Annotated in this window: 23 protein-coding genes, 1 tRNA gene and 1 pseudogene; 16 read left to right on the forward strand and 9 right to left on the reverse strand. The window is 41.1% G+C overall.

The annotated features are described in order from the left end of the window. Positions 1-204 precede the first annotated feature (204 nt). On the reverse strand, positions 205-1,509 hold the full coding sequence (gene tyrS, locus DFP80_RS09640; RefSeq protein WP_113916603.1) for a tyrosine--tRNA ligase: 1,305 nt from the start codon (positions 1,507-1,509) through the stop codon (positions 205-207). A gap of 108 nt (positions 1,510-1,617) precedes the next feature. Here tyrS and DFP80_RS09645 point away from each other — a divergent pair, with 108 nt between their 5' ends. Next, entirely contained in the window at positions 1,618-3,024 is a 1,407-nt protein-coding gene (locus tag DFP80_RS09645) for a peptidoglycan DD-metalloendopeptidase family protein (RefSeq protein WP_113916604.1), read from the forward strand. Between the two features lie 182 nt (positions 3,025-3,206). Here DFP80_RS09645 and DFP80_RS09650 read toward each other — a convergent pair whose 3' ends face one another. Then, positions 3,207-4,043, reverse strand: a complete 837-nt coding sequence (locus DFP80_RS09650; protein ID WP_113916605.1) for a CheR family methyltransferase — start codon at positions 4,041-4,043, stop codon at positions 3,207-3,209. 58 nt (positions 4,044-4,101) lie between these two features. Then, positions 4,102-5,031 carry a chemotaxis protein CheV gene (locus DFP80_RS09655; protein WP_113916606.1) on the reverse strand — a complete coding sequence of 310 codons (930 nt, stop codon included), beginning with the start codon at positions 5,029-5,031 and terminating at the stop codon, positions 4,102-4,104. A gap of 139 nt (positions 5,032-5,170) precedes the next feature. Between DFP80_RS09655 and flgA the strand changes: the two genes are divergently transcribed. From flgA to DFP80_RS09710, 12 genes and pseudogenes are all read left to right on the forward strand, one after another. Beyond that, entirely contained in the window at positions 5,171-5,863 is a 693-nt protein-coding gene (gene flgA / locus DFP80_RS09660; RefSeq protein ID WP_113916607.1) for a flagellar basal body P-ring formation chaperone FlgA, read from the forward strand. 111 nt (positions 5,864-5,974) lie between these two features. Continuing rightward, positions 5,975-6,289, forward strand: coding sequence for a flagellar biosynthesis anti-sigma factor FlgM (flgM, locus tag DFP80_RS09665; protein WP_113916608.1), 315 nt, complete (start codon positions 5,975-5,977; stop codon positions 6,287-6,289). 37 nt (positions 6,290-6,326) lie between these two features. Next, positions 6,327-6,806: a flagella synthesis protein FlgN gene (locus tag DFP80_RS09670; protein WP_113916609.1), complete on the forward strand. Its 480-nt coding sequence runs from the start codon at positions 6,327-6,329 to the stop codon at positions 6,804-6,806. A gap of 80 nt (positions 6,807-6,886) precedes the next feature. After that, positions 6,887-6,962: transfer RNA gene (locus tag DFP80_RS09675), tRNA-Arg, on the forward strand. 221 nt (positions 6,963-7,183) lie between these two features. Beyond that, positions 7,184-7,525 (forward strand): Arm DNA-binding domain-containing protein, encoded by a 342-nt coding sequence (locus DFP80_RS20890; protein ID WP_241560270.1) that lies wholly within the window; start codon positions 7,184-7,186, stop codon positions 7,523-7,525. A 15-nt stretch (positions 7,526-7,540) separates the two neighbouring features. Then, positions 7,541-7,738 (forward strand): annotated as a pseudogene (locus tag DFP80_RS21070) (phage integrase central domain-containing protein); the annotation flags it as partial. Positions 7,739-7,750: 12 nt separating this feature from the next. Further along, the gene (locus DFP80_RS09680; protein ID WP_373962365.1) at positions 7,751-8,401 is read left to right on the forward strand and encodes a tyrosine-type recombinase/integrase; all 651 of its coding nucleotides are present in this window, start codon (positions 7,751-7,753) and stop codon (positions 8,399-8,401) included. Between the two features lie 299 nt (positions 8,402-8,700). Beyond that, positions 8,701-8,901, forward strand: coding sequence for a helix-turn-helix transcriptional regulator (locus tag DFP80_RS09685; protein WP_113916610.1), 201 nt, complete (start codon positions 8,701-8,703; stop codon positions 8,899-8,901). A gap of 15 nt (positions 8,902-8,916) precedes the next feature. After that, positions 8,917-9,276: a hypothetical protein gene (locus DFP80_RS09690; RefSeq protein WP_113916611.1), complete on the forward strand. Its 360-nt coding sequence runs from the start codon at positions 8,917-8,919 to the stop codon at positions 9,274-9,276. Between the two features lie 352 nt (positions 9,277-9,628). After that, entirely contained in the window at positions 9,629-10,216 is a 588-nt protein-coding gene (locus tag DFP80_RS09700) for a YagK/YfjJ domain-containing protein (RefSeq protein ID WP_113916613.1), read from the forward strand. A gap of 652 nt (positions 10,217-10,868) precedes the next feature. Further along, positions 10,869-11,507, forward strand: a complete 639-nt coding sequence (locus tag DFP80_RS09705) for an SLATT domain-containing protein (RefSeq protein WP_206610597.1) — start codon at positions 10,869-10,871, stop codon at positions 11,505-11,507. A 16-nt stretch (positions 11,508-11,523) separates the two neighbouring features. Continuing rightward, positions 11,524-12,879, forward strand: coding sequence for a reverse transcriptase domain-containing protein (locus DFP80_RS09710; protein WP_113916615.1), 1,356 nt, complete (start codon positions 11,524-11,526; stop codon positions 12,877-12,879). Between the two features lie 228 nt (positions 12,880-13,107). On the opposite strand, the gene DFP80_RS09715 is transcribed toward DFP80_RS09710, so the two are convergent. Genes DFP80_RS09715 through DFP80_RS09730 form a run of 4 tightly spaced genes read right to left on the reverse strand, consistent with a single transcriptional unit; the run spans position 13,108 to position 16,038 of the window. Next, positions 13,108-13,515 (reverse strand): OsmC family protein, encoded by a 408-nt coding sequence (locus DFP80_RS09715; RefSeq protein WP_113916616.1) that lies wholly within the window; start codon positions 13,513-13,515, stop codon positions 13,108-13,110. Positions 13,516-13,560: 45 nt separating this feature from the next. Continuing rightward, positions 13,561-14,376: an indole-3-glycerol phosphate synthase TrpC gene (gene trpC, locus DFP80_RS09720; RefSeq protein ID WP_113916617.1), complete on the reverse strand. Its 816-nt coding sequence runs from the start codon at positions 14,374-14,376 to the stop codon at positions 13,561-13,563. Positions 14,377-14,389: 13 nt separating this feature from the next. Next, the gene (gene trpD, locus DFP80_RS09725) at positions 14,390-15,436 is read right to left on the reverse strand and encodes an anthranilate phosphoribosyltransferase (protein ID WP_113916618.1); all 1,047 of its coding nucleotides are present in this window, start codon (positions 15,434-15,436) and stop codon (positions 14,390-14,392) included. Positions 15,437-15,459: 23 nt separating this feature from the next. Beyond that, positions 15,460-16,038, reverse strand: a complete 579-nt coding sequence (locus DFP80_RS09730; protein WP_113916619.1) for an anthranilate synthase component II — start codon at positions 16,036-16,038, stop codon at positions 15,460-15,462. A gap of 366 nt (positions 16,039-16,404) precedes the next feature. Here DFP80_RS09730 and DFP80_RS09735 point away from each other — a divergent pair, with 366 nt between their 5' ends. Both DFP80_RS09735 and DFP80_RS09740 read left to right on the forward strand, forming a co-directional pair. After that, positions 16,405-17,736 carry a magnesium transporter gene (locus tag DFP80_RS09735; protein ID WP_113916620.1) on the forward strand — a complete coding sequence of 444 codons (1,332 nt, stop codon included), beginning with the start codon at positions 16,405-16,407 and terminating at the stop codon, positions 17,734-17,736. 60 nt (positions 17,737-17,796) lie between these two features. Then, positions 17,797-18,954: a mechanosensitive ion channel family protein gene (locus DFP80_RS09740; protein WP_175020614.1), complete on the forward strand. Its 1,158-nt coding sequence runs from the start codon at positions 17,797-17,799 to the stop codon at positions 18,952-18,954. Positions 18,955-19,044: 90 nt separating this feature from the next. Here the strand turns inward: DFP80_RS09740 and DFP80_RS09745 are convergent, their stop codons facing one another. Together DFP80_RS09745 and rpe are read right to left on the reverse strand one after the other, a co-directional pair. After that, positions 19,045-19,725: a phosphoglycolate phosphatase gene (locus DFP80_RS09745; protein WP_113916621.1), complete on the reverse strand. Its 681-nt coding sequence runs from the start codon at positions 19,723-19,725 to the stop codon at positions 19,045-19,047. Next, positions 19,725-20,396: a ribulose-phosphate 3-epimerase gene (gene rpe / locus DFP80_RS09750; RefSeq protein ID WP_113916622.1), complete on the reverse strand. Its 672-nt coding sequence runs from the start codon at positions 20,394-20,396 to the stop codon at positions 19,725-19,727. Before rpe ends, DFP80_RS09745 begins: the two co-directional genes overlap by 1 nt. An 89-nt stretch (positions 20,397-20,485) precedes the next feature. On the opposite strand from rpe, the gene DFP80_RS09755 reads away from it, so the two are divergent. Beyond that, positions 20,486-21,475, forward strand: a complete 990-nt coding sequence (locus DFP80_RS09755; RefSeq protein ID WP_113916623.1) for a DUF3530 family protein — start codon at positions 20,486-20,488, stop codon at positions 21,473-21,475. Positions 21,476-21,477 lie beyond the last annotated feature (2 nt).

A 21,477-nucleotide genomic window follows, 5' to 3' on the forward strand; every position in this document is an offset into this window, starting at 1 on the left:
TTACCTAAGTAAGTTGCTCACTTTCGTTTGCGTTGTTGTCCGTGTCAGTGGGTGCGTATAATACATTCCAAAATTTTCTATGCAAGCTCTTTTTTGAAATTCTTTTAATTTATTTATATTTCACTTAACAAGCTATAGATAAACAAAAAGACACCGAAGTGTCTTTTTGTTTATCTCATTAACTTAGACGGTTTCCAGCATACCTTACAATACGAAAAGGTGATGCTTCTTCTTACCCAACTTAACTAGAAAGTACTTTCCGAAGTAGCCATTTTCAGTCGAGAATATATCTGCTGCCGCCATATTTTCGCCCAACCCTTTCGCAACACCATTAACAAACACCGAGTTACGCTGCAGTGCATCTTTAACCTGCTTACCACTAGCAGCTAACCCTGCATCAGCCATTAGGCTAGTAAGTGGTGTGTCAGAAAGATTAATTCCCGCCAAAGAACTACTTGGTAAACCATCAAGCTGGATTTGCTCAAGGTCTTGCTCACTCAATTGATCTGCCTCACCACTAAACAAGGCATTAGTAATACGTTCTGCCGCTTGCAACCCCTCTTCACCATGCACTAGTTTAGTAGCTTCGCGAGCAAGAATTGATTGAGCTTGAGGCTTCCCGCCACTTTCTTTATCCGCCTTTTCAATCGCATCGACTTCAGCAAGATCCAAAAAGGTAAAAAACTTCAAAAACTTATAAACATCAGCATCTGCAGTATTCATCCAAAATTGATAAAAAGCATACTGGCTCGTCTTAGCTGAATCCAACCAAACCGCACCAGATTCCGTTTTACCAAATTTGGTTCCATCTGACTTAGTGACTAACGGAACAGTCAAGCCAAAAGTCTGAGATTTATTTTGACGGCGAGAAAGATCGATACCACCAACAATATTCCCCCACTGATCACTGCCACCCACTTGTAAGGTGCAATCGTAAGCTCTATTTAACTCAGCGAAATCCATCCCCTGCAACAAAGCATAAGAAAACTCTGTAAAGGAAATACCAGCACCTTCTCTATTAAGTCGCTGCTGGACAGATTCTTTATTAATCATAGCATTAACAGAAAAATGTTTACCGATATCTCGTAAGAAGTCCAGCACACTCATTTCGCCAGCCCAATCGAGATTATTAACTACTCGCGCAGGATTAGGCACATCATTGAATTTTATAAACTGACTAACTTGACCACGAATTTTTTCAGCCCAACTAGCAACGACATCAGAAGTATTCAGTTGACGCTCAGCCGCCTTAAAGCTCGGGTCGCCAATAAGACCAGTTGCACCACCTACCAGAGCGATCGGATTATGACCTGCATCTTGGAAACGCTTCAACACAAGAAGCGGCACAAGATGACCTAGATGCAAACTATCTGCAGTCGGATCAAAACCACAATAAAGAGTACGACTTCCACCATCTAGATGTTTTTTTAGCTCATCTTCTGCCGTCATCTGGGCGATAAGTCCACGAGCTTGCAAGTCATTCAAAAGGGCTTTACTGCTTACAGTCATTATTTTGATCCATATCCTAGTTAGTTTATCTTACTTAAGCATTCAATTATAAAAGTAATGTTGGTAGGATTATAAGGCTTTTATTAAAGATTTTTTCAGGTACGCATTTTGATCAAGCTATTACCAACTAAGCATTTACTCATGATTTCAGGAATAAGTGCACTTATCGCCATCGTGCTCATTGCATTTCCTGAAGAGGAAAACAGCGATAACAACCACATTTCCATCGAAGCAAACCTTGAAGTGATAGATCAGTCCCAACTTATGTTACAGGACTTGCAAAAACTCACACCAAGAAGCAACACAGTGCCATTAGCAGCGCTACCAACAAACAACACGACATTTACACACGACATTCCAACACCAGAAGCTCTAGTAAAAAAGAGCCGTCCAGCAACATTTAAAGAACAGTCAATTGAAGTAAAATCTGGAGACTCCCTATCAAAGTTACTATCAAATGAGGGAATATCTGCTCAAGATATATATAAGGTATCCTTGGCTGATAAAAAACAAAAAACATTACTTCAAATGAGACCAGGACAGACAATTAGCTTTACAAAAAATGAGACAACTGGCGAACTCACACAACTCACTCTCATACTCAATCGACTAGACAGTGTCACTTTTGAACGTAACAATGAAAAGTTCAACAGAACAGAAGCCTCTAGAACACCCGATATTATCCAAACCTACAAAGAAGCAGAGATCAATAACTCCCTATTTGTTGACGGTCTAAAGGCTGGAATCGACCAACCTCTACTCATTGAATTAGCAAATATTTTCGGCTGGGATATAGATTTTGCTTTAGACATAAGAAAAGGCGACAGCCTAAGCATTCTTTATGAAGAAAACTTTCTAGATGGAGAAAAAATTGGTCACGGCAATATAATAGCAGCCCAATTCATCAACAACGGCCGAACCTATCAAGCAATTAGATACAAAACAGAGAAAGGAGCAAGCTATTACACCCCTGACGGGCTTGCCATGAGAAAAGCTTTTATACGTACACCTGTAGATTTCACAAGAATCTCATCAAAATTCAACCCAAATAGACTGCACCCTATTTTTAAAACCAGCCGACCACACAGAGGTGTCGATTACGCTGCAGCAAGCGGCACTCCTGTTAAAGCAGCTGGCGATGGAAAAATATCCTTTGCTGGAAAGCAAAATGGCTACGGTAATGTTGTTATTATTGATCACGGTAAAGGCTACCAAACTCTTTACGCACATTTAAAAGGCTTTGCTAGAGGCACAAGACGAGGAGCCAGAGTTCAACAAGGGAAAATTATTGCTTACGTAGGACAAACAGGCTGGGCAACAGGCCCTCACTTACACTATGAGTTCAGAATAAATGGCACCCACAAAAACCCAGTAACCGTGAAGTTACCAAATGATGATCCTATGCCTAAAAACGACTTAAAGAAGTATTTACCTTATGCAAAACAGGTCGTCGCTACGCTATCGAATTCCCACTCGCCATCGTTTGCACAAAAGTTTGCAGCCCTAAAAGACTAACATTATCAACGGCGTGGCAGGCATAACTTAAAAGCAGGCCACGCAAGCAACGCCCCCACATTCAGCCAATACAAAAAGCACCCTTAGACCACTATCAGCAAGACAAAATGCCTTTTCATAAAAAAGCCCACTTAACACAGTTAAGCAGGCTTTAGAGAATACGAAGAATATGGCTCGAAAACTTACAAAGCTTTCGCTTTATAAACAATCCCCGGATGACATTGAACAATTTCAAAATAATCCGACAATCCGCTCAACGCTTCAGAACCACCGAGAAATAAATAACCACCCGGCTTCAATGAAGCGTGCATTCTTTTTAAAATCTCCAGTTTAAGATCAACCGTGAAATAAATGAGAACGTTTCGACAGAAGATAACATCAAACTTACCTAACATAGAAAATGAATCGATAAGATTTAAGTACTTAAACTCCACACGAGAGCTTAAGTGCGGTTTTATCTTCCAAGTTAAGTCATTTATCTTATCAAAATAACGACGCTGTAAATCTGCACCAAGACCGCGGGCAATAGCCAAACTGTCGTATTCCCCCTGCTTAGCGTGTTGCAGTATATTAGTGCAAATATCGGTCGCCACTATCTTTTCACCTGCCTTCAAAACCCCAGGACGAGAAGACTTAAACTCTTCAATTACCATACTGATTGAATATGGCTCTTGGCCTGTAGATGAGGCTGCTGACCAAATTCTCAAAGGAGCTGTCGTCATTTCTGGCAACACCTTATCTTTTAAAATTGCAAAAGGATGAGAATCCCTAAACCAAAGAGTCTCATTTGTTGTCATTGCATTAATGACCTCTTCCTTTAGCTTAGAACCCCCCATACGCTCTAAAGCGTCGACTAATTGCTCAATCTTAGAAAAACCTTCTCTTTCTAAAATTTTCCCTAGACGACTAGCAACCAAATACTGCTTATTATCACTCAGCGAGATACCACATACTTTCTGCAGGTAATCCCTGAACCTGATATATCCATTAGGTGTTATTGCATTTGTACTACTGAGCATTAAAACTCCATAAGTGACAGGTTCAACAAATAAAATCCCAAAACCAAGAGCATTGACATTACTCTGATTGAACCTGCACTGTTTCTATAGCCAATCTGGCCAATTCATCAGGTTGGAACTTCGCCAAAAATCCGTCAGCTCCAACTTTTTTAACCATCGCTTCGTTAAACACACCACTCAAGGAAGTATGAAGAAGAATAAATAGATCTTGCAAACGGCTATCATTACGAATTGCAGTTGTCAGCGTATAACCATCCATTTCTGGCATTTCTATATCAGATATAACCATAGAGAGCTCTTTAGTTACATCCTTACCTTCCGCTACCATATTCTGAAGGTAAGTAAGCGCTTCAAGACCGTCACACAAAACTGTAGTTGCAAAACCTACCTGTTCCATACAACGTTTAATTTGCTTACGCGCCACAGAAGAGTCATCTACTATAAGAATGTGATGCTTTTGTGCATTCTCTGTTACGCCAGCATTCACAATACCTTCAGATATATCCTGACGAGTAGGCGCAACTTCAGAAAGAATCTGCTCAACATCGATAATCTCAACCATTTCTTTGTCTACCTGACAAACAGCAGTCAGGTAATTATCATTCGACAACCCTTTCGGTGGTGGCTGAATATCGCTCCAATTCATATTCACAATACGCTCTACACCACGTACCAGAAAACCCTGAATACGACGATTGTATTCAGTGATAATCACAAAGCATTGACTGATATTTTCGATCGGACTAGCGCCAGTGGCCAACCCTAAATCTAGAATAGGAATAGTGCCACCACGAATATGTGCAACACCTCTAACAACAGGTGAGCTATGAGGCATAGTGGTTAACTTAGGACACTGCAGCACTTCTTTTACTTTAAAAACGTTAATGCCATAAATTTGCTTACCATTTAAGCGAAACAACAGCAGTTCAAGTCGGTTTTCCCCTACAAGCTGTGTACGTTGGTTAACAGTATCCAAAACTCCAGCCATAAACGCCTCCAAAATGTGTAAACATTATATGAGGTATTACCTCAAAATTGTTAAAATGCATCATCCAATGATAAAGTGAATTCAAGTATTTTACTAACTATCTTATTTATAACGTAATAATAAACAAAGAGTATAAATCATGCTAATCATAAGGCTAAGCATAGCCTTCATTTATTTCCAAACTGGACTTTTATTTGCCGCATCCACAGAAGAGCAAATCAACCACTACATAAATCAGGTAGAGATTCCTCGTCTATCAAAAATATACTCAGATGCAACCATTAACATTACACTAAACAACCTTGCTGCCCTCAGCTACTTGCCTGACTGTGAAAGCAACTCAATCCAAATAAGCAATCAAAGACCAGACGCCACGAAACGCACGAACTATGAAGTAAGTTGCGACTCACCAACGTGGAAATCTTATGTCCCTGTTACCCAATCCATCACTATCCCAGCAATAAAAACCATTAGCCCTATAAATCGCGGCCAAACCATAAATAAATCAAACACAGATATTGGTGACGTAGACATATCTAACCTAAGAGGACATGTGTACACCAAGAAAAATCCACCTTACGGTCTAATCGCTTCCCGTAACTTACGCATAAACACAGTTATCACTGACGACTTAACAAACCAACCTACACTGATCAAAAAGGGCGATTCCGTGCTAATTACAGCTAGCAGTGGCACTATTATAGTCAGAATGAACGGAGTTGCTTTGGAAAACGGTATAAAAGGCCAACAAATACGTGTAAAAAACTCAAGTTCTGAACGAATTATATACGCCAAAGTTGTAACTGACAGTGAGGTTCTTGTAAACTATTGAGTACAGACTGATCGGCAATTAATAAATTCATTTTTTAGGGCTTTTTATTAAAGTTCCTGTAGGCCTTGCCGACAATATAGACAGGCAAATCATTAAAGGGCGGAAAACCCAATGGCAATACATTTTACAGGTCTATCAAACCAAGGCACGATAAACAAAAGCGAACGATCGCAAAAAGACGACGCGACACATAGTGCCACAGACAAAAAAAGTGAAGTTCAAAGTGGCGGCACACTAGCAGAAGACACAGTAAAGCTAAGTGGCACTGCGCAAATACTGCAAAATCAGCAATCGAAAATTAACAGCTTGCCTGATGTTGATATGGATAAAGTAGAACAAATCAAAAATGCAATCGCTGCAGGTGAATACAAAATAGACACCCAAAAGCTAGCAAATAATATGGCTTCTATGGATTCGCTATTCTAGACTGTACCTCCTGCATAGTCTGTAAACGGTTTGTCTTATGATTCCTATCACCCCTATATTTGTGAGAAGCAAAGAGATACTAAAAGAGCTCTCTTCGCTTCTTGATAAAGAACGGTTGGCATATGGAGCACTAGACAGTGACGCCATCATCAATCTATCAGAACAAAAGCAAACTCTTCTTGATGAAATGAATCTTCTTAATGAGAAACGAATCAACATCCTCATTAAATTTGATATTGTTGACCGAAAACAACCTACTGAAGAAGAGTTCAAAAGCTGGCTAGCCCTACAAGATAGTTCAATGGATGAAGTTCGCCTTTTAATGCAAGAGTGCGAAACACTACTTCAAAGCTGTAAAGTTAAAAACAATACAAATGCTCGTGTCCTAAACACCCTGCAAAAACGAAACAAACACCTCTTCGAGTTACTACAAGGTCACAGTAGCAAAAACAAAGTCTACACAGCTCGAGGCTCCACTCGCCCAATTAGCAGTAAACACACACTTGGTCGCGCTTAAAAAGCGATAAAAATCAACATCATACTTAGCTTAAGTTTGTATTTTTCGCCCAATTAATGTATAAAATCACATTACAATGAGTCCTCATAGGTAAACAGGATATACCGGCCGCCTCCTAAGCAGCTATTCCAGGTTCGAGTCCTGGTGGGGACACCACACACTAAAAAAGCCGCTTCCTATAGCGGCTTTTTTTCGTCTTAAACCCTTATAAATACTGGCCTACCGCCCTATTCTCACTTCATAATGGTTCCAAATAGTTTCCATTGGTTTCGTCAGTGCCCCCAAATTGTGAGGGCACTACAGGGGGCATTTAGACTATTCAATAATGCCATGCCCCCACATAGATACTCCACCTGCACTATTTAAAAGACTGACTTATGTCACTCACAGACCGAGAGCTGAAAGCACTTAAGCCAAAAGAAAAGCCCTACAAGCTCGCTGATGAAAAGGGGCTATACATCGAAGTAACACCTTCAGGTTCTAAGCTTTGGCGTATGAAGTACCGGTTTGAAGGCAAGGAAAAGCGTTTATCAATTGGTTCGTACCCTGATGTGCCATTAAAGACCGCGCGCTTAAAGCGGGATGAAGCACGTAGCAACCTAGCAAGTGGCATTGACCCAAGCGCTGAAAAACACAGCAACAACAGTACAAACACATTTGAGATAGTGGCTAGAGAGTGGCACTCCATAAAACAAGCTAAGAACTCAAAAAAACACTAACAGACTGTACTCAGAAGACTTGAACGAATGGTATTTCCAACTATTGGTAAACACCAAGTAGAAAGCATTAAGCCAATAGACATTCTGGATCTACTTCGCAAGCTAGAAGACAACAACATCTTAGAGACAGCCCACAAAGTTAGAGGTTATATCAAAAGCACGTTTCAATACGCTGTACTAACGGGACGAGCAGAAAGCAATCCAGCCAGTGAGCTTGGTGGCGCCATGAGAACCTCTAAAGCCAAACACCTTGCCGCCTTAACCACACCAAAGGAAGTTGGGGCGTTAATGTTAGCAATAGATTATTACTCCATGTCACCGGCCGTTACTCCAGTCGTGGTTGCCGCCTTAAAATGCTCTGCAATGTGGTTTTGTCGCCAAAAGGAAATACGCTTTTTAGAGTGGGATCAAATTCATTGGGATAAAGCACAAATAGAAACTATAGCCGCAAAGACAAACGCGAGTTTTATCATTCCACTTTCAAGACAAGCAATTGAAGTGCTAAAAGAGCTACACAAGGTTACCAGCCAAGGAAAGTACGTATTTCCCAGTGCCCGTGGTGACAGTCGCCCCCTTTCAGAAAACGGTGTAAACGTAGCAATTCGCGCCATGGGATTTAGTAAAGAGCAAATGTGCGCCCATGGTTTTCGATCCATGGGACGAACACTACTCGACGAAGCACTTAACTACCCACCACACATTATTGAACAACAGTTAGCACATGTAGTACGCGACCCTCTAGGTCGAGCTTACAACCGCACGCAGCACCTAGAGCAAAGACGTGAAATGATGCAACATTGGGCAGACTACCTTGATAAACTCAAGCACGAAGCAACTCAAGGCAACGTAATAAGCGCTAACTTCAAACAAGCCTGATACTGAGAATGCCAAACTCCAAAACATTAACAGCAAATGACTCATTGAAAGATTAAGCAACGCTAATAAAAGCCCCCTCTCCCCCCTTCAAATATAAAAGGAGGGGGAGGATATAGAAAAACCTCAACAATTACAAAATATTACAAAAATACCTACCTCTAAAAATGGGATCGTATGGGACAGCATGAAATCGTATGGGGCAACATACTGATAAACTGCGAGAAAACCACCATATTGCGACCCTAAAAGCCTCAAGGCATCCTCTTTAGCACAAGTTCAAACCACTAAGGAGAAACAACATGCAAAGCACACCTTTCATTGTCGACCGTCGAGAAGTCGAACGTCTTACCTCATTACGCAAGACAACCATCTACCGCTTAATCAGAGAAGGAAAATTCCCTAAACCAGTTCGGATTAGTTCAATGCGAGTGGCATGGCGTATGAAAGATATTGAGGAATGGATTGAGTCCTTAGATCCAGCGAACACATTGATAGCTTAACGGGGGGATGAAATCATGAAAAATGAAAATAATACCCCCGCAATGCGCAGGAGCGAAACTCTATACAAAGAGCCAAAAAACCATAAAATTTATAACATACCTAAAACAGCGCCAAAGAGAATTGTTGCCCTTTGTCACTTCCTAAATCGTTCTATGTACAAATTAGAAGCATTCGACCTATACGGGGAAACATGCCTCAACACTACTGTTAGCGAGCTATGTAACAAGCAAGGCTATGACTTTGACCGCAAGCGAGAGCGTCACCTAGGACGAAGCGGCAAGGTGATCACTTATGTTCGTTACACACTAAAACCACATTGCCGTAAACAAGCCGAAAAGGAACTGGGCGAATACTGCGACACTTTGGAAGTATAGGGGGCAAAATGCTTTTGCATGTAGCTAACTCACAAGCGTTAGGCCATCACCAAACAATACAAGTCATGAGTCCGGTTTGCCATGGTGAAATAGGTTCACTAAATAGGGATTTACCTCACCTCTTAACCTCCCTATTTCGCTTAAATAATTGGGCTAAAAACCTTTCGAGATTGTCCCCTAAAAAAAACCAAATGAGTCATGCTGTACACCAAGTAGCGCAAGTGCTGACGGAAATTCACCAAACAAAAATCAACTCGGTATTTACTAATATAGATACCAGCTTCTTAAATCTAATCTCTTCAAAAATACCGTTAAATGGCGCGCGGTCATTTTGCAATTCACAAGGGAGGACGTGAAGAAAGTGATGACAGCCCCACACATCATTTTGGGTGACAGACCATTGGAATTGCCAATCAGCAAGGCCAACAAAGGTTTTTACGTCCAAATACTAACCAAGATAGATGACCAGCTACGCGCCATGCTAAGTCATCACTGTAAAGTTTTGGTGTTTCGTGTTGATTTACATCTACATAACCAAAGCAGTGACAATCAGGTTATGACCACGTTTATTAAGCGATATCGGAAGCGCTTACAGAAAGGCCTAGGTTTAAGCCGTGTGGGTTATGTGTGGTGCAGGGAGCAAGATAAGGCCAACAAGCATCACTATCACTTAGCAGTCATGGTTGACGGCAATAAGCATCAAAGAGCTGGGAAGCTCATAAGCCTTATAAAGTATTATTGGGACGAGCTACACATAGGGAAAACGTCAGTATTAAAAAAATGTTACGTAATAGTGAGACGTGACAATGAAGAAGCCTACCAACTGGCTTTCGGTCGTATCTGCTATTTAGCCAAGGTCTACAGCAAGTCACCTAGCCAACGTAACGCCAGCGCCAATGACTACGAAGGTAGCCGGATAAAACATAAGGAGGCCACATAGCAAAGCATATTCCCCCCCACGGAAGGGGACTCTTTTGCTCGCTTGTCATTGCGTAAACATAGACTAAGCATCAACACAAATAAGTGTAGAAATCGACCCTGTCTTGTAGAGACTGAATACTGCAAAACTCTGGGAAGTCCAAAAAAACCGGAATTGATCACTAAGCAAACCCCGAAAGTTCATTCGATAACTACTACCCAAAAAAAACAAGCATGTATTGCTTAAGAATAGTGCGAAATTGAAGTATACATTTATCCACAATTATTTAGCATTTGAGCTATTAGCACATTTCTTATTGCTCTTTTGTGCAGAAAGTACGCACCTCAAGTACGCAAAATCCCTCGCAAATATACTGGATGATAGTTTTTATATCAGGCTCACTAGGCATAATCCATATATCAAATGAAAGACCGCAAGACACATTAAATGCTACTCAATCATTAAATCAAGGATTGATGATTCTGTTAAGTAAGTGTAAAGTGAATTCGTTTGCTGGGGTGACCACTATCTTGTGGCCCTACTCTGTAAAGAGTGAAACTAATCCAGAAGGCTTTAGCCTTAGCTTCGGACATGAAAAACCGAGCTTACTCCGAAAGGAGAGTTAACATTTCTTAACTTAAATACCCCAGTCAAACTCCACTAAGGATTCATTTTGAGCTTATCAAACAGTATATGGTGGACAAGGAAAGCTAGAATCCAAGCAGAAAAAAGGCTTTTAGCTAACGCATTTCAGTCCCAAGTCATACTTCTTTGGTACTCCTTTTTTGCAGTTTGCGTATCTGTTTATTACCTAAAAAATTCACAAGATGAAACCCAAGCAATTGCTTGGGTTCTATACTCTGTGTTGATTTTATGTTTATCAGTATTCATAAACGGTCTTTCATTTAAAGAAAGAGCAGCCTTAATCAAAGAATGTTATGAAAGCTTAACTAGCATATTAATAAAGGCTAGAGATAAAGATTCCGACAAATCTACCTTATCTAAAGAATACGAATCCAAGCTAAATGCCTGCGAGAATCATACTGATAACGATTTTGCTATTGCATTATGTCAAGAGTATTGGGCAAGTAGCCCAGCAGTTAAAGCTGCAACAAAGAGAAAACATAAATTTGGCTACCATAATGTTGAAAATGCTCTAACTAGAGCGCCATCATCTCACCATTGGTTTTTAGCATTTAAATACTTCTTTTTTAGATACATTACTCTTTTGGCTTTCTATTCTCTTCCTGTGCTCATTTTATTTTTTTTAAACATAATTAATTCCAACTTCTGTTTCCTATTTAAAAATTAGACATAAGGGATCTAAAATGACTGTTAAGGAAGATTTTGATTCAATTTTCAGTGAAGAAAACTTAAAAGAGATTTTTACCGAATACATAGCTTATTCAAGCGCTACTGGCATAGATAGCATGAACCAAAATGCCTTTAGAAGACAAGTTGATCAACAAATTTCGATCATTTCTAATAAAGCCATTTCTGGTAATTACAAGTTTTCGAAGTACAAGCTGAAATTAATCAGCAAGGGAAGAAATAAAGCTCCTAGAGAGATCTCCATTCCAACTATTCGCGATAGAGTGGCATTGAAGGCATTATGCAAATTTTTGCAAGACAGATTTTCAGATTCAGTTACATTTGAGCTTCCTCAGGAAGTTATCAAAGATGTCAAATCAGAAGCTCTATCAGGTCGCTATAATGGCTTTATAAAGCTTGATATTTCTAATTTTTACCCGTCAATTCCGCATGACAAGCTTATATCGAAACTTAAACAGCAAGTCCAATCTCAAGAAATTTTAGATATAATCTCTTCTGCAATTAAATCCCCTACAGTTCTAACATCAAAAAAAGATGACCCAGAAAACTCTATTGGTATACCTCAAGGATTATCAATCTCAAATATTCTTGCTGCGATCTATCTCGAAAGTGTTGATAAGCACCTATCAAGCTTACTTAATATTAGATGCTATAGGTATGTAGACGATGTTCTAATACTTTGTTCACAAGCCGAGGCTAATGAGCTCAGTAAGACCATAATATCTAAATTCAGCGAACTTGGACTAGAGGTACATGATCCTATAACTACTCCCGAAAAGTCTAAAATTGACTTTATCAGTAAAGGTTTTGAATATTTGGGCTATACATTTACTGGAGATAAAGTTTCTGCAAGAGCAGGATCTGTAGACAAGCTCAAATCTTCTTTAGCCGGAATTTTTACAAGCTACAAACACTCAAGGAATAAGAGCCTTGCTATTCTAGAATGGAGGTTAAACCTTAGGATTACCGGTTGTGTATTCGAAAAAAAGTGTAAGGGCTGGCAGTTTTTCTTTTCAGAGATAAATTATGAAAGCTTACTTCATGAATTAGATATTTATGTTAGAAAACTTACGATTAGATTTGGTGTTGAACACACAGAAGAAAATAATGGGATCACACCTAAGAAATTTGTTCGCACATTTAAAGAAATCATACACCGTAAACATCAAACTTCTTACATCCCCAATTTCGATAACTATACCATTCAGGACATGTCGACCACTCTTAGCTCTTACTTTGAATTTGATATAGCTCGCATGACTGAAGAAGATATCAGCTACTATTTTCATAAAAAAATAGGCGCTCAGGTACGAGACTTAGAAGTTGACGTGAAGGACTTTGGCTATCAATAATTCGTCGCTCCCCAGTAAGAAAAAGTTCTAACTCCCCCAATGAAACCAATACGAACACACAGTAAATATGGGGGTATTATTGGGGGCATTCCATACAAAACAAGAACATAAAACATTGAAAATCAAAAACTTAAATAGTTATTCGTTGTCTGGTGGGGACACCATTTAAAAAATTTCAAAAAAAAGAGCCTTTCGGCTCTTCTCTAAAATCATCTTGAAAATAACACTCTATTCAACTTCAATGACTTCATAACTATGAACAATTTTTACGCCACCTCTCTCCAACATTAGCGAGGCAGAGCAATACTCTTCCGCAGATAACTTCACAGCACGCGCAACAACACCCTCTTTCAAGTTGCGACCTGAAACGACAAAATGCACTCGGATTTCTGTAAATACAGCTGGAACAGCATCCGCTCGATCGGCGTCAATTTGAGCTACGCAGGAAACAACATCTTGACGAGCCTTTTTTAAAATTCCAACAACATCATAAGAGGTACAACCGCCCAACCCAGCAAGCAAAAGCTCCATAGGTCGAGGACCAGCCTCTTGATTGCCGTCAATTTCTACCTTAAAGCCAGAACCTGTTTCTGCAGTAAAATGTACATCTTCTTGCCAACTAACATTCGTCTTCATATTCCCACCTTACTTAATTCTGTTATTACCGCCGAAACTATGTCGCTACAACTGAAACAGCTCTGCTAATTTTTCACCTGGATCATCAGCAATCATAAATGCCTCCCCAACTAAAAACGCATGAATGCCTTTTTGTCGCATTAATGCCACATCATCACGAGTATGGATGCCACTCTCTGTCACAATCAAACGGTCAGAAGGCACACTACCCATCAATTCAAACGTATGATCTAAGCTCAGCTCAAAGCTATGCAGATCTCGGTTATTGATTCCCAACAATTCTGTCTGAGTGTATTCTAAAGCCAACTCTAACTCTGGACGATTATGCACTTCAACAAGAACATCCATACCAAGGTCTCGAGCCATTTGGTCCAACTCTCGTAACTTATCACCGCTTAAACATGCCGCGATAAGCAAAATGCAATCGGCACCAATCGCTCTTGCCTCTAATACCTGATACTCATCAACAATAAAATCCTTACGAATCACAGGCAGTTTACAAGCCGAACGCGCTTCAACTAAATAATCTTCGTGCCCCTTAAAGAAATCGCTGTCTGTTAGCACTGATAAACAAGCAGCCCCAGATCGCTCATAGGAGCGAGCAATGTCTGCAGGAATAAACGGATCTCGCATAATTCCCTTACTCGGAGAAGCTTGCTTAATTTCCGCAATAACACCAGATTTACCAATAGCTATTTGATGCCTTAGTGCGTGAGCAAACCCACGAGGTGCGTTATGAACATTCGCAACAGATGCAGCAACCTCTAAGTTTCCATAAGGTGTATGGGATTTACGCTCAGTAATCTCCTCATACTTTCGGGCTACTATCTTCTTCAAAATTGTCGGTGTTTCTACTTGCATTAGGCTACCGCTCCTATAATTTCAGTGAGTCAGGACTCATAAAACAACGTGTGAAACTGGCCAATTCAGACATCTTAACTTTGGCTGTACCACCACCAATCACGTCTTCCGCAATATTCACACCTTCAGCTAAACTATCCGCAATACCAGAAACATAAATTGCCGCACCAGCATTTAACGCGACTATGTCTCTGGCTGGGTTTATTTTTCCTTTGCCATCCAATGCCATTTTGACCAGAGCAAGACTTTCACTCGCATCTGTTGCTTGAATCGTATCAACAGATTGCAATGGAATACCAAAATCTTCAGGAGATATTTTGTATTCTGAAATTTCTCCATTTTTTAACTCCGCCACATACGTTGGCGCAGCAATACTGATTTCATCCAAACCGTCTTCAGAGTGAACCACCATGACATGCTCACTACCCAACGCTTTTAACACCTCAGCAATAGGACGCACCCATTTCTGATGAAAAACCCCCATTACCTGACATTTGGCATTGGCTGGGTTTGTTAACGGCCCAAGTAAGTTAAAAAGAGTCCGTGTTGCCATTTCTTTTCGAGGACCAACCGCATATTTCATAGCCGAATGATGGTTAGGAGCAAACATAAAACCTAAACCAATCTCCTCAACACATCGGCAGACCTGCACGGCATCAAGACCAAGATAAATACCTGCTTGCTCTAGCACATCCGCGCTACCCGATTTAGAAGACACAGAGCGCCCACCGTGTTTAGCAACCTTGCCGCCAGCAGACGCCACAACAAACGCAGACGCGGTAGAGACGTTAAATAAATTACCGCCATCACCGCCTGTGCCACAGGTATCAACCACATGATCAAGATCTAAGTGCACCTTGCTGGATAGTTCACGCATCACCTGCGCCGCTGCCGTAATTTCTTCGACAGTCTCACCCTTCATTCTTAAACCAATTAAAAATCCACCTATCTGTGCTGGCGTGGTTTTTCCCGTCATAATGTCATTCATCACTATTCGCATATCGTCGCCGCTCAAATCTTGGCGCTCAACAACAGCAGCAATCGCCTTTTGAATATCCACCAGCCTCTCCTATCGTATTAAAATTATCTTGTTAAGAAATTGGCCAATAAAGCATGACCCGCTTCAGTCAGAATTGACTCAGGATGAAATTGCACCCCTTCAACGGCAAGCGTTTTATGTCGAATTCCCATTATTTCCTCTCTACTTCCCTCTGCACTTTCACTCCAAGCCGTAACTTCTAGGCAATCCGGCAGCGTGTCGGCTGAAACGACCAAAGAATGATAGCGTGTTGCAGTCTGAGGGTTTGGCAAACCAGAAAACACCGAGGTATTTTGGTGATAAATTAACGAGGTCTTTCCATGCATAATATTTTTAGCACGAATTACCTCGCCACCAAAGACTTGACCAATACTTTGATGACCTAAGCAAATACCCAATATTGGAATTTTTCCAGCGAATGCCGCTATTGCTGCCAACGAAACGCCTGCTTCATTCGGCGTACAAGGACCTGGTGAAATAACCAAATGGGAGGGTGCTAGCCTCTCGATATCTTCAATACTAAGCTGATCATTTCGATAAACCTGCACATCCGCACCCAACTCACGAAAATACTGCACAAGGTTATAAGTAAAAGAGTCATAGTTATCAATCATCAATAACATAAAGAAGGGACACGCCTATAAAACAATGTTGATATACCAGTGTCGTCATCCTCAGAAACAGACACAAAAAAATAAAATGCACTGCCGAAAAATAGAAAAACATGCATTTTAAAGTGTGCTAAATTCTACACTGTCAGGAACACGCTGTCTCGCCAGACCTCACACTTCTTAGACCAACAAAACACTCCACATACTCATTTCTTTATTCGCGCATGTAATGATTTGCCATTCTTATTTCAACATTTTGGAATATTTTCAATAATATTGAGTAAAAACAAAGCCTTGTTTGATATACAGTCAGTTATACCGCACACTAGAAAGCGTGTTACCTTTATCGTCATCATTTAGTGTTTTTAAGGATGCTCTGTGCACAGCCAAGTCGCCGCTCTCATCGAAACTCTCATCCATAACGAGCACTCACCCGAGTCCGTTAACAAGGCCATTTCTGAGTTAACACCAGATGATGTGGCACTGGCCCTTGAATCCATACCGCTAACCCAACGACGACAAGCTTGGGCCAATATCAAGCAAGCTAACCGCCTTGATATTTTGGTCGAGATGCGCGGTGAGTCACGTCAATTACTATTAAAAGAACTAGACGATTCAGAGATAGAAACCTTATTTACTGACGTTGATGCCGAAGACCTTCTAGAGATAACCGATTCATTACCAGACCGCTTGGTCGACATCGCCCTTAAGCAGATGGATAACAAGCAACGTGAATATTATCAACAAGGTATTGTTTACGATGATGATGTTGTCGGTCGCTGGATTGATCATGAGCTATTAATCGCTTCTCAATCGATTCGCACTTCTGAAGCACTAAGGTTGCTCAAAAAAAGTACGCCAGATTACACAGATATGGTGTATTTGGTAAACAGAACAGGCCGCTGGGTTGGTTGTGTCAAATTCGATAAACTATTTAAAGCGCAAGGCCATGAACCTATTTCCAACCTAATTGACGAAGAGTGCTCTTTTATTCGCTCCGATACTGAGCTCACAAAAGCGGCCGAGCTACTAGAACGCTCTTCTTTATCCGCTCTCCCTGTTGTTGATGAAAATCAAGTTTTATTAGGACGCTTTCACGCAGGACTAGCCATGGAAACATGGCGCTTAGAGCATGAAGCTCAGAAAATGTCGACAGCAGGTCTAAACGAGGAATCTGATCTCTTTGCCCCAGTAAAGCGAAGCGCTGCTACACGTGGTATTTGGCTTGGCATTAATCTACTAACAGCTTTTTTAGCTTCTGCCTTCATCGGGTTATTTGAAGCCACTCTACAGCAAGTCGTTGCGTTAGCTGTATTGATGCCGGTTGTCGCCTCCATGGGCGGCATTGCAGGTAGCCAAACTTTAACCCTGATTGTACGAGGCCTAGCACTTGGGCAAATAACTCGTAGCAACTTAAAATCTTTATTATCCAAAGAACTAAAGGTCGGTGGCCTAAACGGTATTTTGTGGGCCATTGTCATTGGAGTTGTCACCTTATGGTGGTTCGAAAGCCCAATGCTTGGCATGGTAATAGGTCTAGCTATAATTATTAATATAATCATGGCTGCGCTATCTGGTGTGTTAATACCGGTTTTACTGGATAAATTACGCATTGATCCTGCGCTATCTGGATCAGTCATTTTAACTACAGTGACCGATATTGCAGGTTTTGTTGCCTTCTTGGGGTTAGGTACCTTGTTACTTATATAGTCGGATTTAATTTAAAATCCGAGCCATTCACGAACCAGAAAAAGGTATAGAGAAAGCATAATGAACTGGGAAACGATGCAAGTATATTTGGGCTTAGGTGATACTAAAATGCACTGGGTTGTGCGTGTTTTTTTAGTGGTCCTTGGCACCCTCATAGTTAACTTTATTGCTACACGCATTTTAATGCGTGTAGACCAACAACTTGAAAAAACTAAAACGCCTTGGGACAACGTACTCATTCATGCCGCCCAAAAACCCATTGGTGTGTTTATTTGGTTGGCGGGTCTAAGTATTGCGGCTGAAATATCAGGCTCAGAAATAGACCCTGACCTTTTATCTCTCATCAAAGCCGTTCGTGAAGTGGGTGTAATTGTTATTCTTACTTGGTTTGTTTTACGCTGCATTTCTGAGAGCGAAAAAACCCTAACTAGCTCCAGCAAAGTTTCCACCAAAGTAGATTACACAACAGCCAGCGCCATCAGTAAATTATTACGCGCATCCGTTATCATCACTTCAGTCTTGGTCGTTTTACAAACATTAGGTTATAGCATTTCCGGCGTGCTAGCTTTTGGTGGGATTGGCGGTATTGCCGTCGGTTTTGCGGCTAAAGACTTACTAGCCAATTTTTTTGGCGGATTGATGGTTTATTTGGATCGACCATTTGCTATTGGCGACTGGATTCGTTCTCCAGACCAGAATATTGAAGGAACAGTTGAACATATTGGCTGGCGTCAAACACGTATTCGCACTTTTGAGAAACGGCCTCTGTATGTTCCTAACTCCACCTTTTCATTGATTTCGGTTGAGAACCCATCACGCATGAGCCATCGCCGTATCAATGAGACCATTGGTGTGCGCTATCGCGATTTCAGTCTTTTGCCAACTATTTTAGCAGACATAAAAGACATGGTGGCAAACCATGAAGACCTTGATACAAACGAGACTTATATGGTGAACTTCAACCAGTTCGGGCCATCATCTCTAGACTTCTTCATTTATGTTTATACTAAAACAGTGGACTGGAGAACCTACCACAACGTCAAACAAGACGTACTATTTAAAGCGATGCAGATTATTGAATCACATGATGCAGAAGTTGCCTTTCCAACTCACACAGTTCACATGGCAAATGATAGCCAAATGACACTATTGTCGGAACAAGCAAACCCATCAGAGCAGCCAACAAAAGAACCATCCGAGAGAATAAAGCTGAAGTAGTCCATCGCTTCAGACACTAAAATGCAAGTACTAAAAAGGCCAAACTAGAAATAGTCTGGCCTTTTTTATATCACTCAAACGCTTAACAAATCAGACAAGCAACTCAGCTAAATCATCAATGACCGCATCAGCACCTAGCCCAGCAAGGTCAACACCTTGATTATAACCATAAGTTACCAAAGCACATTTGAAACCAGCATTGTTTGCCGCTTTAAAATCAGTAATCGAGTCACCAATCATTAGGCAATTTTCAGGCAAAGCTTCGATAGACTCGCTACAATGTAATAAAGGCATAGCAGAGGGTTTTTTCTCTTCTAATGTATCGCCACCCAACAACCAACCAAATTGCTCGGTCAACTCAAAGTGATCTAGCATGGGTTTCACAAACACACTTGGCTTATTGGTAATCAAAGCAACAGGAACGCCGTTATGTTTAAAAGCTTTTAGCAAGGCTTTCACATTAGGATAAAGCGTAGTACCGTCGATCAAATGCGCCTGATAGTGAATCAGAAAAATACGATACGCTTCTTCATGTTTAGCAGAATCAATATTTGCCCACTCTAGGGCTTGATCAATTAACTTAGCTGAGCCAAAGCCAACCCAGCCACGAACAAGCTCCTCACCCGCAGCTGGAGCACCAAATTCAACTAAGAAAGCATCCACGGCATCAGCGATATCAGGCACGCTGTCTACCAAGGTTCCATCAAGATCTAGGCAAACGAGCTCCGGCCAACCGTCAAACCACTTTGAAAAATAACTAGGTGTTTTCATTAACGTGTACTCGCCAATTCTTTACGCATCGCATCAATGACTGATTTGTAATCATCTTTACCAAAGATAGCGGAGCCTGCCACAAATGTATCTGCGCCCGCTCGCGCTATTTCTGCAATATTCTTCTCACTAACACCGCCATCGACTTCAAGACGAATGTCGTAACCGCTAGCATCAATCAATGCACGAGCTTCGCGTAATTTATCTAAAGTACCAGGAATAAAAGATTGCCCACCAAAACCGGGGTTAACCGACATCAGCAAAACCATATCAACCTTGTCCATCACATACTTTAAATACTCAAGAGGGGTAGCTGGATTAAATACCAAGCCAGCCTTACAACCACCATCTCGGATCATTTGCAAAGAGCGATCAATGTGCTCACTGGCTTCTGGGTGAAAAGTGATTATTGACGCGCCTGCTTCAATAAAATCACCTATCATGCGATCTACTGGCTTCACCATTAGATGCACATCAATGTCAGCCGTCACGCCGTGTTTACGCAAGGCTTTACAGACCATAGGTCCAATCGTTAAATTAGGAACATAATGATTATCCATCACATCAAAGTGTATGATGTCCGCTCCAGCTTCCAAGACATTGTCGACCTCTTCACCTAATCGAGCAAAATCGGCAGAAAGGATTGAAGGGGCAATGATAAAATCATTCATATCTGACTCCAGCAGTGACACAATAAAGGTCTCATAATGAAAATTTAGGCCATATTTTAACAAGGCCTTTAAAAGAAGTATTGAAAACAATGAATAAATTTACTGCTGTGCGCCACATCATTACCGTTCTTCTTACCCTGAGCATAAACACCGCTCTTTTCGCGGAAGAATCACAAGCCACGCCAAGCAACAGCCCAACCTCGCCTTCGCAAACAGCACCAGCAGAAAATACGAAAGAATATATTACCCCCAAACCACAGAGCTCTCGGATTGAGGCTCTCAAAACCTCGTTAGCAATAAGGCGTTTAGAGCATCAAATTAAAACTTTGGAAGCAAACGGAGAACCTTTCCTGACTCTTTATAGAGCCGCTCTCACCAGTTCAACTCAAGGTTGTGTCATCATGCTGCATTCAGACAACGAGCACCCGGACTGGCCAGATGCCATAGCTCCCTTACGTAATGCCATGCCTGAACACAGTTGGTGTACCTTCGCCATTGAAGTACCCGATATTATTAAGCGTGCCGAACCGGTTAAAACAACCACACCAACAGCTGACAATACTCAACAACCCGCAGCAGAACTACCTAACCAAGCGCTGGTTTTCGCTCGAATACAGGCCACTATCGATGACGCCCAAGCACAAGATGTCAGCCAATTTGCTTTTCTTGGTTACGGTACAGGCGCCAGTTACGCTCTTGGTTTCTTAGCGGCTAACCCAAGTGCAGGTAAGGCATTAGCCCTTATTGATATAGAATCACCACCAAACCTATCCGACTACGAAGTCGCACAAAAAATTCGCCAAGTCTCTCTGCCCATACTAGATTATTATGTTAACAAAACAGGCAACAATCAGTTTGCTATATGGCGCAAACAAGCAGCTAACCAAAGAACGGACAAAAACACTGATTTTATACAGGTAGACGCCTTGCCAGATAGGGTCAATGGCAGGAACAGCAAACCATTACTAATTCAGCGAGTACGTGGTTTTTTGAAACAGTACACCCGCCAAATCAACCAACGAAAAGCATTACCAAGCGCAAAAAAAGGGCTTTTCTATGAAAGCCCGATAGACAATTAACG

It is taken from the genome of Marinomonas rhizomae (genome assembly GCF_003315485.1).
In the GTDB taxonomy this organism is placed as follows: Bacteria; Pseudomonadota; Gammaproteobacteria; order Pseudomonadales; family Marinomonadaceae; genus Marinomonas; species Marinomonas rhizomae.

Bases quoted from the DNA above. Each gene is read 5' to 3' on its own strand.
- DFP80_RS09650 (WP_113916605.1), bottom strand. From the start codon at position 4,043: ATGCTCAGTAGTACAAATGCAATAACACCTAATGGATATATCAGGTTC.
- DFP80_RS09690 (WP_113916611.1), top strand. From the start codon at position 8,917: ATGAAAAATGAAAATAATACCCCCGCAATGCGCAGGAGCGAAACTCTA.
- DFP80_RS09655 (WP_113916606.1), bottom strand. From the start codon at position 5,031: ATGGCTGGAGTTTTGGATACTGTTAACCAACGTACACAGCTTGTAGGG.
- DFP80_RS09740 (WP_175020614.1), top strand. From the start codon at position 17,797: ATGAACTGGGAAACGATGCAAGTATATTTGGGCTTAGGTGATACTAAA.
- flgA (WP_113916607.1), top strand. From the start codon at position 5,171: ATGCTAATCATAAGGCTAAGCATAGCCTTCATTTATTTCCAAACTGGA.
- DFP80_RS20890 (WP_241560270.1), top strand. From the start codon at position 7,184: ATGTCACTCACAGACCGAGAGCTGAAAGCACTTAAGCCAAAAGAAAAG.
- tyrS (WP_113916603.1), bottom strand. From the start codon at position 1,509: ATGACTGTAAGCAGTAAAGCCCTTTTGAATGACTTGCAAGCTCGTGGA.
- DFP80_RS09685 (WP_113916610.1), top strand. From the start codon at position 8,701: ATGCAAAGCACACCTTTCATTGTCGACCGTCGAGAAGTCGAACGTCTT.
- DFP80_RS09670 (WP_113916609.1), top strand. From the start codon at position 6,327: ATGATTCCTATCACCCCTATATTTGTGAGAAGCAAAGAGATACTAAAA.
- DFP80_RS09730 (WP_113916619.1), bottom strand. From the start codon at position 16,038: ATGTTATTGATGATTGATAACTATGACTCTTTTACTTATAACCTTGTG.
- trpC (WP_113916617.1), bottom strand. From the start codon at position 14,376: ATGCAAGTAGAAACACCGACAATTTTGAAGAAGATAGTAGCCCGAAAG.
- DFP80_RS09755 (WP_113916623.1), top strand. From the start codon at position 20,486: ATGAATAAATTTACTGCTGTGCGCCACATCATTACCGTTCTTCTTACC.
- DFP80_RS09745 (WP_113916621.1), bottom strand. From the start codon at position 19,725: ATGAAAACACCTAGTTATTTTTCAAAGTGGTTTGACGGTTGGCCGGAG.
- DFP80_RS09715 (WP_113916616.1), bottom strand. From the start codon at position 13,515: ATGAAGACGAATGTTAGTTGGCAAGAAGATGTACATTTTACTGCAGAA.
- rpe (WP_113916622.1), bottom strand. From the start codon at position 20,396: ATGAATGATTTTATCATTGCCCCTTCAATCCTTTCTGCCGATTTTGCT.
- DFP80_RS09680 (WP_373962365.1), top strand. From the start codon at position 7,751: ATGAGAACCTCTAAAGCCAAACACCTTGCCGCCTTAACCACACCAAAG.
- DFP80_RS09710 (WP_113916615.1), top strand. From the start codon at position 11,524: ATGACTGTTAAGGAAGATTTTGATTCAATTTTCAGTGAAGAAAACTTA.
- flgM (WP_113916608.1), top strand. From the start codon at position 5,975: ATGGCAATACATTTTACAGGTCTATCAAACCAAGGCACGATAAACAAA.